The sequence below is a fragment of the Flammeovirga sp. OC4 genome (assembly GCF_000812565.1).
In the GTDB taxonomy this organism is placed as follows: Bacteria; Bacteroidota; Bacteroidia; order Cytophagales; family Flammeovirgaceae; genus Flammeovirga.
In genome coordinates this window covers 23,450-38,101 of record NZ_JTAM01000083.1, presented here as the reverse complement: position 1 = coordinate 38,101, position 14,652 = coordinate 23,450, and the positions used below count along the sequence as shown (strand labels likewise).

10 protein-coding genes are annotated in these 14,652 nt (G+C 33.5%); 4 read left to right on the top strand and 6 right to left on the bottom strand.

Annotated elements, in window-relative coordinates:
• Window positions 1–1,686 precede the first annotated feature (1,686 nt).
• From PL77_RS26215 to PL77_RS26205, 3 genes are all read left to right on the top strand, one after another.
• A complete protein-coding gene (locus PL77_RS26215; protein ID WP_044211838.1) occupies window positions 1,687–2,472 on the top strand; it encodes an alpha/beta fold hydrolase in 786 nt (261 codons plus the stop codon).
• Between the two features lie 117 nt (window positions 2,473–2,589).
• The gene (trxA, locus tag PL77_RS26210; RefSeq protein ID WP_044211835.1) at window positions 2,590–2,910 is read left to right on the top strand and encodes a thioredoxin; all 321 of its coding nucleotides are present in this window, start codon (window positions 2,590–2,592) and stop codon (window positions 2,908–2,910) included.
• 144 nt (window positions 2,911–3,054) lie between these two features.
• On the top strand, window positions 3,055–3,894 hold the full coding sequence (locus tag PL77_RS26205; protein ID WP_044211833.1) for an AraC family transcriptional regulator: 840 nt from the start codon (window positions 3,055–3,057) through the stop codon (window positions 3,892–3,894).
• A 99-nt stretch (window positions 3,895–3,993) separates the two neighbouring features.
• Here the strand turns inward: PL77_RS26205 and PL77_RS26200 are convergent, their stop codons facing one another.
• The 3 genes from PL77_RS26200 to PL77_RS26190 all read right to left on the bottom strand — a co-directional run bounded on the left by PL77_RS26200 (window position 3,994) and on the right by PL77_RS26190 (window position 6,713).
• The gene (locus tag PL77_RS26200) at window positions 3,994–4,716 is read right to left on the bottom strand and encodes a tol-pal system YbgF family protein (RefSeq protein WP_044211856.1); all 723 of its coding nucleotides are present in this window, start codon (window positions 4,714–4,716) and stop codon (window positions 3,994–3,996) included.
• A gap of 195 nt (window positions 4,717–4,911) precedes the next feature.
• Window positions 4,912–5,928, bottom strand: coding sequence for a pyruvate dehydrogenase (acetyl-transferring) E1 component subunit alpha (gene pdhA, locus PL77_RS26195; RefSeq protein WP_044211830.1), 1,017 nt, complete (start codon window positions 5,926–5,928; stop codon window positions 4,912–4,914).
• 176 nt (window positions 5,929–6,104) lie between these two features.
• Window positions 6,105–6,713, bottom strand: a complete 609-nt coding sequence (locus tag PL77_RS26190) for a hypothetical protein (RefSeq protein WP_044211827.1) — start codon at window positions 6,711–6,713, stop codon at window positions 6,105–6,107.
• 255 nt (window positions 6,714–6,968) lie between these two features.
• Between PL77_RS26190 and PL77_RS26185 the strand changes: the two genes are divergently transcribed.
• Window positions 6,969–7,712 (top strand): hypothetical protein, encoded by a 744-nt coding sequence (locus PL77_RS26185; RefSeq protein ID WP_052444746.1) that lies wholly within the window; start codon window positions 6,969–6,971, stop codon window positions 7,710–7,712.
• 124 nt (window positions 7,713–7,836) lie between these two features.
• On the opposite strand, the gene PL77_RS26180 is transcribed toward PL77_RS26185, so the two are convergent.
• The 3 genes from PL77_RS26180 to PL77_RS26170 form a co-directional block, all read right to left on the bottom strand.
• A complete protein-coding gene (locus PL77_RS26180; RefSeq protein ID WP_052444745.1) occupies window positions 7,837–9,024 on the bottom strand; it encodes a GlmU family protein in 1,188 nt (395 codons plus the stop codon).
• A 193-nt stretch (window positions 9,025–9,217) separates the two neighbouring features.
• The gene (locus PL77_RS26175; protein ID WP_044211851.1) at window positions 9,218–9,460 is read right to left on the bottom strand and encodes a type B 50S ribosomal protein L31; all 243 of its coding nucleotides are present in this window, start codon (window positions 9,458–9,460) and stop codon (window positions 9,218–9,220) included.
• Window positions 9,461–9,594: 134 nt separating this feature from the next.
• A complete protein-coding gene (locus PL77_RS26170; protein WP_044211823.1) occupies window positions 9,595–14,526 on the bottom strand; it encodes a hypothetical protein in 4,932 nt (1,643 codons plus the stop codon).
• Window positions 14,527–14,652 lie beyond the last annotated feature (126 nt).

Genomic DNA, 14,652 nt, shown 5'->3' with positions numbered 1-14,652 from the left:
GTTGTACTCACAAAAAATAAATTAGAATTTACTATGATGTATTTTTGACGTAGTACTACACTGTAAACTAAATTTTCATCAATTAATATAACTCCTTTTATGAGGGATTAATGGTAGTGTATTGTGGTTCGTGAGGACGTTGCAATGCAACGTCCTTACAGAACTGCTTTTTAGAAGATAATTATAAGACCATTGTCTTTTGTTTTGTAATTAGGCAATCATTTAGTAGTATCTCCCTTGGCATTGAAGGGAAAAGCGTGAAGAATTTCATGTATGGAGCCGTTAAAAATGATTTTGCTGTTTGAGTTTTAGCGAGTTTAAAATCATTTAGGCGAGAGAAATGAAATTTAGCTTTTGACTTCTAGGCCTAGATTTTTTGCTTCGTTTTTCATCAATGGAAAAATGAAGAAGAAAGAAGCTTGAAAGTTGACGATAATTTAGTTTACAACGTAGTACTACATTGTCAACTAAGTTTTCGAATATTTATGATTTTTAGAAATCAGGAGATTTCTGTTGATCTGTAGGACACGAATGCCGCTAACGCTTAACATTCGCGCCAGTGGCATTCTACCCAATTCGTTTGGCAGTACTTTCCTCGGCCTTGAAGGGAAAAGCGTTAAGAATTTCATGGAATGAGCCGTTAAAAATGATTTTCTTGTTTGAGCTTTAGCGAGTTTAAAATCATTTAGGCAAGTGATATGAAATTTAGCTTTTGACTTCAATGCCTTGAATTTTTTGCTTCTTTTTGTTTTAAGACAAAAACGAAGAAGAAAGACGTTTGAAAGTAGATCCTATCAATGCTTGTATAAAGGTCGATTGAAAGTTGACGATAATTTAGTTTACAATGCAGTACTACATTGTAAACTAAGTTTTCGAATATTTATGATTTTTAGAAATCAGGAGATTTCTGTTGATCTGTAGGACACGAATGCCGCTAACGCTTAACATTCGCGCCAGTGGCATTCTACCCAATTCGTTTGGCAGTACTTTCCTCGGCCTTGAAGGGAAAAGCGTCAAAAATTTCATGGAATGAGCCGTTAAAAATGATTTTCTTGTTTGAGCTTTAGCGAGTTTAAAATCATTTAGGCAAGTGATATGAAATTTAGCTTTTGACTTCAATGCCTTGAATTTTTTGCTTCTTTTTGTTTTAAGACAAAAACGAAGAAGAAAGACGTTTGAAAGTAGATCCTATCAATGCTTGTATAAAGGTCGATTGAAAGTTGACGATAATTTAGTTTACAATGCAGTACTACATTGTAAACTAAGTTTTCGAATATTTATGATTTTTAGAAATCAGGAGATTTCTGTTGATCTTTATGACACGAATGCCGCTAACGCTTAACATTCGCGCCAGTGGCATTCTACCCAATTCGTTTGGCAGTACTTTCCTCGGCCTTGAAGGGAAAAGCGTCAAGAATTTCATGGAATGAGCCGTTAAAAATGATTTTCTTGTTTGAGCTTTAGCGAGTTTAAAATCATTTAGGCAAGTGATATGAAATTTAGCTTTTGACTTCAATGCCTTGAATTTTTTGCTTCTTTTTGTTTTAAGACAAAAACGAAGAAGAAAGACGTTTGAAAGTAGATCCTATCAATGCTTGTATAAAGGTCGATTGAAAGTTGACGATAATTTAGTTTACAATGTAGTACTTATTTAAGAAATAAATTAATCATTAAAAACGAAATTAGATGCTGTCCTACACAGATAATAAAACTACAGATAAACCTGTCTTGGTATTCCTTCACGGGTTTTGTGAAACTAAGGAAATATGGAAAGATTTTGTACAAGTATTTACACCTTACTATAGAGTCATTTGTTTAGACTTACCCGGCTGTGGTGAAAGTACACTTATACAACAAGAACAACCTCTCTTAAATGACTTTGCTGATGAAATTCATAATACATTACAAAGCCTTTCTATCTCAAAATTTACCTTAGTTGGTCATTCACTTGGAGGGTATGTGACATTAGCCTATGCAAAAAAATATGAGAACTTTCTTAATGGTATCGGGTTATTCCATTCCACTGCTTTTGAAGATGACGATGCAAAGAAAGAAGTAAGAAAAAAAGCAGCGGACTTTGTAAGAGATAACGGCATTCGTTCTTTTGTAGCTCCTATGATAGGTAATTTATTTGCTGAAAAATATAGAGAAAATCATAGACCAATTATTCAAGAAATTATTGATACAGCCTGTCATGAAAAAGTAGAAACTATAGCGAAGATTTCTCTAGCCATGGGATTGAGAGAAGACAACAGTGGACTACTTGGAAAGCTGGAAATTCCTGTACTTTATATCATAGGTAAAAAAGACAATGCGGTTCCACTTCGAAAAAGTATTGATGAAATTCATCTACCTAAAAATGCACACATCTTTATTAAGGATGATGTGGGACACATGGGCATGTTTGAAGCTACTTTAGAAACCCAACAAGTACTTCTCAACTTCCTCACACACGTCAATAACATGAATTAGAGTACTTCACTCAAAAGGAAAATTAGCACAACCTTCGGGGATTTAGGCATAACACCTCCTCTGTTTTATCCTGCACCTTTGTATTGTTCATTTAGATAAACAGATAAAAACAATACTATGAAAAAGATAAACAATTTTGAGGAATACAATCAATTAATCAACGAAAGTAACACACCTATTCTAATCGATTTTTATGCAGATTGGTGTGGACCATGTCAGGCTTTATTGCCAACAGTAGAAAAGCTTTCAGATGAGTACGAAGGAAAAGTTGCGATTCAAAAGGTAAACATTGAAGAAGTACCTGAGTTAGCAACACTATACAAAGTAAGAAGTATTCCTAACCTAGTTTTCATTAAAGATGGTGAAGTCGTGAAAACACATGTAGGTATGGCTGCTGAAAAAGAGTTGAGAACTCACCTAGAGGCAATCGCGAACTAGATTATCTAGTTTTTTTATAAAAATGTTGTTTAGCGAGTAGATATACCTTTTATTGGGTTAGAACACTTGAATAAATAAAAACTTAGTCGTTTAGGCCTTAATCATTCAAATGTTTACTACTCGCTTAACCCTATTTTTATTCCTATGAAGTTTTTAAAATCAACAGGAGAGTACCTCGAAATAAAAGAACTGACAGACGAAAAAGAATTAACAATTTTCGAGGACAATAGCAGTAAACTTAGTGTCATATGGTTTGCTGAAGAAAGCCAACTTAGAATAGATGGTCGTTTATATTCTTTTTGTCCTAATGAAATAGTTTTCCTTACTGAATTTCATAAGGTAGAAGAAATAAACATTACCAAAGGTAAAATGCTTCGTTTCAATAGACCTTTCTACTGTATCCTTGATCATGACTCAGATGTTGGCTGTAAGGGCATACTTTTCTTCGGAGCATCATCATTACCAAAGATCAGTATTACGAACAATGACGGTGAAACATTAATGTCTCTCTGGAGAGTTTTTGAAAATGAAATGGAGTCAACTGACGATCATCAATTAGAAATGCTTCAGATGTTGCTAAAAAGGCTATTGATCCTTTGCACTCGTATCATGAAAAAACAAACTTCATTATCGACATTAAGCGAAGATAAATTGACGGTGGTAAAGGAATTCAACTTTTTGGTCGAATTGCACTTTAAGGAGAAAAAATCAGTAGGAGAATATGCTGAATTATTAAATAAATCTCCTAAAACACTTTCTAATGCTTTTAAGCTATTGGGGCAAAAATCCCCTTTGCAATTCATACAAGATAGGATTATTCTAGAAGCCAGAAGACAAATTATTTACACAGACAAATCTATTTCGGAAATCGCTTATGAACTAGGTTATGATGATATTCAGGCTTTCAGTAGGTTCTTTAAGAAAATGGAAAACCTTAGTCCAAGTGATTATAGAAATAAACATGCTGAGAAAGAGTCAGCGTAGGTAAACGCTAATTTTGGAATATTTTCGACCCAAATTCAAGCATAAAAAAATAGGCTATCTTCTAGAAGATAGCCTATTTTTATAAGAAAAGATTTATACTTATTTCGCAGCCAATACTGCTGCAAATTTCTTAGCGTCATTCACTTCTTGAGCTTTAGGATACTTAGCAATCAAGTCATTGTATGTATCTAATGCTTTAGCGTTGTCACCTGCTGCTTCATATGTGAAAGCTAATTTCATCATGTATGAAGGAGTAAACTCTTTGTTTGGCTTGTATGAGATTGCTTCTTTGTAAGCTGAAATTGCTTTCGAATAAGCTTCTAATTCAACGTTTGCATCGCCTACCAAAGCGAAAGCACGAGCTTGAACTAACTCATCTTTAGCTGAAAATGCTTCTAAGTGTGATATTGCTTTTTCATACTCACCTAATCTCATAAATGAAACACCAGCATAGTAGTTAGCTAAATTCGCTGCTTTTGTTCCGCTATATTCATCAGCGATTTCCAAGAAACCTCCAGTAAGGTTACCGTCGCCGTTTAATGCTTTACCTAAAGAATCTTTTTCAAAATAGAAAACTGCAGGAGACAATTCAGCTTGAGCTTCCGTGTTCTGCTTTTCGATGTTAACACCGTATAAGAAATAACCCGCAATTGCTGCTACGACAACGCCTAAAACAACAAGAACGACATTTTTATTCTTTTCAAAAAAATCTTGAGACTCTACTAATCTGTCCTGTAAAATCTCAGCACTCTCGAATACTTCATACTCGTTGTGCTCCTCATTTGTAGTTCCTTTCACTGTATTGTGTTTCTTTTCTTTCATGGTCGCCATGTATATATAAAATAGGCTAAGCCTAAAGTTTCAAAATTATCAGTCGGCAAATTTAAAAAATATTCCCGAAACATAATATTTTTAAGTACTGTTTGCACTTAAAATTGATATTTTAATGTTTTTTTCACAAAAAAAGGCATCCTAAAAAGGATGCCTTACGTATATTTTAAATTTTCTAACTCAAATTTAAGAATCTAAGAAAGGATAATCTGGCTCAACGTATACGTCAGTGTAAGCTTCTGATGCATCTGGGAATGGAGACTCCTCTGCGAACTTCACAGCATCCAATACCTTTTGCTTCATTTTCTTATCAAACTCTTTTAACTCTTCAGCTGTAGCATAACCTTTTTCGATCAATTTGTTTTTCACTTTCTCGATTGGGTCTTGTGCTTTGTACTCTGCAACTTCCTCTTTAGTACGGTATTTTGCAGGGTCAGACATTGAGTGACCTTTGTAACGGTAAGTTCTGAACTCTAAGAAATAAGGCCCTTTACCCGCACGGATATGAGCAGCAGCTTCTTCCATAGCGATGTGTACTTCTTCTACATCCATACCGTCTACTGGACGAGATGGAATATCATAAGCAGAACCTAATTCATAAAGGTGGTGTACATTGGAAGTACGCTCTACTGAAGTACCCATTGCATAACCATTGTTCTCTACGATAAAAATTACTGGTAATTTCCAAGCCATTGCCATGTTAAATGCTTCGTGCATTGCACCTTGACGGATCGCACCATCACCAAACATTGTCACACAAAGGTTCTTAGTACCCTTATATTTTTCACTAAATGCAATACCTGCACCCATTGGAATTTGAGCACCTACAATACCATGACCACCAGCAAAGTTTACTGATTTGTCAAAAATGTGCATTGAACCACCTTTACCTTTTGTAGTACCAGTAGCTCTACCATACATTTCTGCCATTACAGCACCAGGATCAGTTCCCAACATGATTGGGTGAGCGTGATCACGGTAAGCAGTGATATAATGATCATCTTTAGTTAGAGCTGATACTTGACCTGCAGCACAAGCTTCTTGTCCAATATACAAGTGACAGAAACCTCTGATTTTTTGCTGACCGTACAACTGCGCCGTTTTCTCTTCAAAACGTCTAACTAATAGCATATTTTCATACCATTCCCAGTATTGTTCTTTGGAGAATGCACGTTCTTCTTTCAGTACTTTTTCTTGAGACATCTCTTACGGTTGTTGAGTGTTAGCGCCTTCCAATAAGCGGTAAGAGCGCTAAAAGATATTTTTAATTTTTCGTTTTCCCCCCAAATCTGCTAATAAATCAATAAAAAAACAATCAATATCACCTTCAATTAATTACTATCCTCAATTTTTAATCAATTCTCCTAAAATCTAGCTCATTAATTATTACTGATCTTCGTCTCCCAAAGCAACTTTTCACAAGTACAACCTGTTCCCATGTGAAAAAGAGCAATCCGATCAAATTCAATATTTTTATTCAACCATTCTTCGCAAACCTGAGCATTACCCTGCCCTAAAGTAATGTGAGGTTGATAGTTATCAAAGGCATATTTTGTGAAAAATGAATTGAGATAATCAATCCCTGAAGAAGGCATTTGTGGATGAATAACAGTAAAGTCATCATTTTCTTTTGCTAGATCAAAATGATATGATTTCATTAAGCTAGCCATTGAATAATGTAAGTGCTTAAGAGGTGAAGTTAAATCCAAATTCCACCCTACTGTTTTTATATTATGTTGATAGATTGATGGAACATTTAATGATAATAGCGCTGAAAGGTCAATTACTTCTAAATAATCTTGTAATTTTCCTAATAACTCATCAATTCGATCAGAGGCAACTCTACACATCGAAATTGACAAATGTGGAATTGTATGTTCATCACTCAATTGTAATACAGTATCGGGAAGCTTTTTATTATACTCAATCATCGTCTTTGTAAAAGATTGATTGGGTAATAAAACCAAATCCAATGCAATGTATTTCATAATTCAACATGATTTAATTTAAAACTGATGCAACCTACTCATTCTAACTTTGTCTTTAAAAGAATAACTAGTGTAAATTAATTTAAGCAGGAACTCTTTTCAACTTAAACAAAAGGACAAATAAAGTAATATTGAGTTTAGTGATAGAAAAAAGTAAGATATATGATTACTTTCAACGCTCACTCTTCTTCATTTCAATTACTTTATCCTGATGTTTAACCCAACTGCCTGCAATCAATCTAAAACTATAATCTTATGGTCAAATTAAGAAAATTACTATTTACGGTATTAGGCATTTGTGCCTTCACACTTTCTATCTACGGTCAAGAATCTAGAAAATCTGACTTCTACTTTTCTGGAGGAATGGAAATTATTTTCTCTGGAATGACTGCCATCAAAATCAACAATCAAGAAATTCAAAATGATGTGATACGATTTGCTCCTGTTTTCAACGGACAATCGTATATAAACATGGATGTGGGGAATCATTTTGGGCTTTTTGCTGGAGTATCTATTCGTAATATAGGTTTTATCTTTGATGTCCCCAATGAATATCAAAATGGAGAATACTCGGGTAGTATGAGAAAAAAGATGAGAACCTACAATGTAGGTTTACCTGTCGGTTTTAAACTGGGGAATTTAAATAGTTTTTTCATTTATGGAGGATATGAAATAGAACAGCCTATCCACTATAAAGAGAAAACATTTGTTGGTGGTAGCAAGCAAGATAAATTCTCTGTTTGGTTTAGTGACAGAGTAAATGTACAACAAAGTGTAATGTTCGGAATTCAGTTTAGAGAGGGGACAAACCTCAAGTTCAAATATTACCTGACACCTTTCTTTAATGAATCATGGGGAAGCGATCAAGCGAATATAAAAGGCACAAACCTTAGCTATAATCAACTGACTGGAAATGTCTTTTACTTCTCTCTAAATTGTGATATTTTCGATACAAAAAGAAAAATTAATCGAGTGAAAAGGGCTACTTTCGACTTCTAGAAAAATCATTATTTCAATGAATATTCTCTTCTTGATTGAAGAATTTATAAATACAAAAAAGGATCTTCTTGTCACCTCTTTTAGGCCAAGAAGATCCTTTTTTTATTTTTACTGATCATGAAAATTACATTCGATCAAACTTACTTAATTCAAATACCTTTTCTAGAATTTGACGGTCGTGGATCGTAAAATCTGCTTTTCTTCTTGCGAATACTCTTTCTGCAATCTCTATCATTTTATCCAATTGAGCCACTTCGTTAGAATCAATAGCACCCCATGCAAATGAAGGGATATGTTTTGGCGGGAAACCACCACCAAAAATGTGTGCGGACACACCCACCACAGTACCTGTATTAAACATGGTATTGATACCAGCTTTACAATAATCTGCCATCATCATACCACAAAATTGCTGTTCGGTACTTACATATTTTCTTTCCTTATAACTCCAGATTCTAACTGGACCGTAGTTGTTCTTAAGATTAGAATTGTTGGTATCAGCGCCCAAGTTACACCATTCTCCTACTACTGAATTCCCCAAATAGCCATCATGAGCTTTATTAGAATATCCAAAAACAACGGAGTTATTGATCTCCCCACCAATCTTGCAATGTGGTCCGAAAGAACAATCTTCACGGATTTTAGCCCCCATATTAATACGAGTTCCCTCACCGATAGCACAAGTACCTTGAATAATCACACCTTCTTCAATCACTGCATTTTTACCAATATAAATCGGTCCTTTCTGTGCATTTAAGATAGAAGCCCTTACTTCTACACCCTCTTCCACAAATATATTTGCACGTCCATAAACTACGGTATGAGGGTCTTCGATATGATGACTGATTCTTCCTCTTGTCACCACTTCGAAATCCAGCATGATTTGCTCTCTATTTTGAGTGAAAATTTCCCATGGGTGCTTTATTAATACTATCTCTTCCGCCGGAACTTCTATTTTTTCGAAATCGCCAGGTTCAGCATCTAAGTGATCAAACTTTGCAGAAGTATGTAAAACCAATAAATCTTCACCACAAACTAAACCCTGCCCCTCTTTTAATTCCTGTATTTTCTGTATTAAATAAGGATTCGGGCAAAGTGATCCATTAATATAAAATTGATCAGCACCATGTTTTAGAGGAAACTTCCCTTGTAAATACTCTTCTGTTAGAAATGAGATTTCTGCATTAAAAGCCTTTTCCCATTTTTCATATATCTTAAAAATACCTACTCTAATATCTGCAATAGGTCTTACAAATGTGAAAGGTAATAATTTAATTCTTGTCTTCGGATTGTCGAATAATATGATATTCATAATAATTACTTTAAACCATTTTTACACAAAATCGCAATTGTAAAATGGTGATTTACACCTGAAAAATAAATATCTCAAGTGAGATATAACGAACAAAAAAATGATTAGACAAAGATGCAATGAAGAAAGTTAGGCACAAAAAAAATCCACAACTTCGTATGAAATTGTGGATTTTTTATGGATAAAAACGAATTTATTTTTTTCCGTATCTTTTGTTGAATTTATCAACACGACCTGCAGCTGAGATAGCCGCTTTCTTACCAGTGTAGTACGGGTGAGAAGCTGAAGAAATCTCGACTTTGAATAAAGGGTAAGTTTCACCTTCGTATTCAATTGTCTCAGATGTAGCTACTGTAGATCCAATAAGGAACTTTTCGTTTGAAGTCAGATCGTGGAATACCACTGGTCTGAAATCAGGATGAATGTCTTGTTTCATCTTATTAATATTTTTTACTTTTTCTGTAATCCCAAATCGAAATGCAAAAGTAATAGATTGAAACTTATAACACAAAATAACTGACTATTAATTCGATAACATCTTTGAATATGGGCTAAAAAGTGCTAATCAAGTCAATTCCAAGGTGCTACACTTACTATTTTCGTCTGCTCTTGACGGTTTCCTTTATGATCAACTAATTGATAATACACTAAAAATTTCCCCATCACACGGTCTCCTTGTTGATCTACGCCGTCCCATTTTACAAAATCTCTACTTGACAATTCATAATTATTAAGCCAAGGGTAGATGATATTTCCGTGAATGTCATAAATATCCATTCTTAAAATCCTTAAGGGAAAAGTAGAATTATTTTCAACTTTTAAGTAGTCATCTCTTCCATCACCATTTGTTGTCAATAATGAAGTAGAAAAAACAAGTACATCACCATGGTACTCATTTAGTTCATTACTCACTACTCTTGAATTTTTTAAAGTAGGTGTTCCAAAACCACTGCTTTCTGTTGCTGATGTCCAATTATTAGGATTTGAGGATGAAACAGTAAAGTCAATTCTTTCTAAGGAAACATCTTCAGTATTCTTAAGAAATGATTGATGATGTTTTTCGAAATATTCATACTGTTCATGTATTTCACCATTATGCATCAACACTACATTACCATTCTCATTTGGAAATGAGGGAAGGCTCACCACTCTCACATTTTCTCTCTTCAAATAGGGATAATAACTTAATAGCTTGTCTTCTTCTTTGGTGAACACTAAAAATTGACTCGAAAATAAATAATCGTCTATTTTTGACAAAGCCACTACCTGCTCAATAGCTCCATTTCTTTCCCTGCCAATAGACCAATTCTTCAAATTAACATAGCTTCCTTTTTCAACCTGAAAAAACACTTCTAAATAATCAGTATTTAATGCGCTGGGATCAAATAATATTTCAGAAAGAAATACATGTTCCTTGGGCATCGGGTAAAGAATTTCTTTTTTCATCATGGTCGAATTGTAGTTACCCGAACAATCTACAATAGCTGAGATACTCACATTAGAATAAGATAGGTCATAGGGCAAATGGATCAACAAATGATTTCCATTCAATGTCACGTTTTCTTTCGAAATATATTCTCCATCTATTATCAATTCAGTTTGTTCAGTAAGCACAATGGGTTCTGAAAATTCTAGAAGCATATTGGACTCCTTCTCTAAAAAGAGTGCATTTTTAAGAGTTGGCACATGACGGTCAATCACTGTTTCTTCTATAGAGTTTTTATGACCTGCCGTTCCTCCGTTTTCATTCTCTGAGGCTTGCCAGTTTTCAAGACCAACACAAGGGCTCTTTATATCTCTCATCTCAATAGACCAACCTCCATCTTTTTTATTTGGATCATGATAATAATCCAAGGAGTAATCAACGCTATGTATTATTTCATTTTCATCATTAACCAATACTACTTTTCCTTGATCATTTAATAGTGTTTCCCAATTTGAAACCCCTATCACTTCAACTTTTAGACTATCGAATAAATACCTGTTAGTACTAGGAACTAAGACTGCATAACTTCTTGGTAAAATCCAATAATCTGGCAACTCTACGGAATCGCCATCTATTAACATTATACACTTATCAAGATTTAGCCATAAGTCACCATTATTATAAACCTCTATATATTCAGAATCAGGCATTTTGTTAATAGGTGAATGATCAATCATCAACTCAGTTATCAACAATTGTTGATAATTAATCTTTGGTTTAATTACAAAATCAATTTTTTCTGAAAATAATGTGTTATTAAAACAGTCTTGAAAGTTATCAACAATCATAGTTACCAACACTCCTTTTGGTAAATCTTCGTTTATTAGCACTTTAAGATTAAAGTTATCAACAAAACTCCACTTATCAACATACTTACTAACATTACCAACACTATATTGAATAGTGCTTTCTGTTGAAAACATATATAAGCTTTTATCAAAGGAAATGACCATATTATGTCCATCAACAACTGTAATATTTGTAATTTTTGAAGGTATTGTATCTTGAATAATTTCAAAAATTGAATTTTCAAAACCTAAAGTACCTCCGGTTTCATCTTTACTAGCAGCCCAATTCAAAAATGGATCACAATCAAAAAAGAAATCTCTTCTTTCTAACGAATAACCTCCTTCAGATTTCACCTTATCTTTATAACTTGATATATCAAATTTTACAGAATCAATGAGCAAGTCATTTTTAGCATCATACAGTTTTATTATTTCACCTGAATTATTGAGAGCACTCCAGTGATTTACTCCACTTACAAAAGAGTAGTCGGACCACAACTCCACCTTTGTAGAAGGAACCAAAATAAGATAATTTTCAGGGGCTATAAACTCATTGTTAAAAGTGAGCGTATCATTTCCAATCAGTAAATTGACCCCAAGTAAGGATAAGGTATCTGCTGTGGTATTATACAATTCTAAAGCTTCGCTATTAGGCAATCCAATTATGGGTGTAGGATCTGCAAAAATTTCAGCAAGAATCAAATCACCTTTCTTTACAGAATTTACAGAAATCACACTACCATTTACTGATGAAGGTGTTTTATTGCCATTCCAATCTTCTATCCCTTTATGAAGAGTATAAAGGATTTCTTTTTCCCAATACTCCTTCTCCAACATAATCTCAACATATTCCCCATTGACTTTAATTGAAAAATCATGAATTTCTTTCTCATCTTGATACAAAATAATCCTGTTTTCAATAGAGGATTTTTCAACTTTCTCATTGAAGAGCAATAAAAGTCGATTTCTATCTTTCCAACTAATATCTACTAATAAGGGTGGTGATGTGTCTTTGGTATATTGAAAAGAACAATGCGGTAATTTTTTACTTTCACAAGAAACTAAACCTTCCACCGAAATAGTATACACTCTATTCTCTGGAATGGGACCTTTAAGAAATAAATGCAACTCGTCTCCTTCAATAAGAATACTTTGAATATCGAGATAAGGATTAGTTGAAATCAAAGGAATACGTTGCTCATCCAACTCACTTTCAAAATCGATAGCAATAGAATGAGTACTGGAAGTAATAATCGATTGAATCTCATTTTGGATATAGCTGATAGTATATTCCTTTCCTTGAAACTTCAATACTCGATTTTCTCCATCTTGAAATTTTGGAACAACATATAAATCATTTACTTCATCTAAACTCTTAATAGAATCGATCCTTGAATTCTCTAATTCAAAACCACTAAGATACTGAGGAGAAATGACCCTAATTGAGCTATCAGAGGTACAGTAGAGATCTTCTAGAAAAATATCATCATTAAAAAATACCTCAACAGAGTCAATCACATTCTGGTTTTCGTCCTTTACACCAAATAATTTTACACTGGATACCTTTTCTAGTATAATTATGGAAGAAGGGCAATCAATATTCTGAAATTGATGCGAAGAACTATCTATTGAAACAATTTTCTCATCAAAAAGGATTTGGTTGTTTAGTGTACTTTGAAATGTATTTAGAATTTTAGCTTTTGTCGTATCATATTCTAATGATAGTATTTTGGTTTTCATTTCGTTACCAAACAGGTCTTCAACAGCAGTTATAGCTATCGTATAAATAGAATCTTGCTTGAATGTATTCGACTGAAAAAGTAAATCGATTTGACTACCACTAATCATTATACTTTCAGGAACCTTTTGATTATTGATTATATAATTATAAGGGTCATTAATGGATGCTGAAATAGGCTCATCAAATTCTAAATTTATTTGATCACCATTGATAATTTCTGAAGAAAGTAATTTAGGAGATCTGGTATCAAAATAAGATGTAAAGGACACGTCTTGAAAATTACCTTTCTCATCTGTCAATTCTTTAATGTGAACTTCAAAACTCTTATTCGTAGGAATTGAACTACCCAATACAACTGTCTTTTGGAGTTCATTGCTATTTTTCAAAGTATCTACCACTTCAATTGTATCACTTCTTGATATCAAAAAAATATGGGAGAGCTCCGTTATGACAACAGGTTCATCAAAAAATAAATCAAGAATATAATCACTCCTAACAGATAAAGAGTCAATATGAGGTGGGTAGGTATCTTCTACCAACAATGAAATCGTTGTATCATTTAAGATATTTCCCGCTTCATCGCAAAAGTCAGTTATTTGAAGAGTATAAAAACTATCTATCTCAAAATGATTGTGGATTACAAGTGAAGATTGTTGAGGTAGATAATCTACAGTTGCAGCATTTATGGTCAAACTACCTTTACAAGAATCATGATTTACAATTTCATCAAACTCCACTATTAGAGTATCTTTCCCCTCTAAAAATACATTTGAGACTTTAGGTGGTGTGATGTCTTTTGCTTTAGGTCTAATCAAATGCATAAAATCATCATAGTAAAAATGCTGCCCTCTTGCTGAAGATGAAAAAGTAGCTAACAATCCAGTATGATAAGTAGCCAAAGAAATATCATCATAAAAAACCTCATATATAAATACATCATCCAAATAAACACTCCACAATCCCTTTACTTTTTGCACTTTTATTTGATGCCATGTTGATGGAACGATTGAAATAGCTTTTTCTTCAACCACTAAGAATTCATCATCTATTTGTTGGATTAGTTTTATACTACCAGAAAGTTCCAAATAAAGTAAGGTATCTGAATTCGAATAGCTTGAATGATTTTGAAGCAGTATAAATTTGGAATAATTTTTTTTTTGAAGGCTGCTTGATACACTGAAGTTGTGCATAAAAGACATACTCCAAATTAATGTATCTGATGCATTCGTAAATGGAAAAGGTGTTTCATAAATAGCGATAGAAGACCTTTGGCCCGAGCCTCCCGTTACATTTAATTGGAGTTGGTGATCAGTATTAATTTCAAACCATCCTTCAGCATCTTTTCCTGTTGTAAATGTTTCCCCTTCCCAATTCAATAGATTTTCAAATTGGGAATCAACTAAAGTATACTGTCCGAATGAAGACGTTGAATAGCAATAAATAATAAAAAAACAGAAGTAGAAACTTCTAAATAAAATCGTTTGCATGATAAAGTAAGAATAGAATCGTTAATAAGTTAGAATTTGCAAGCCTAATTTAGTGATTTCTCTCATAATTGAGAACAACTTAAGTCATAAAGAGTTTGAATATAAGAATTTACTTTTGTGGTGGAT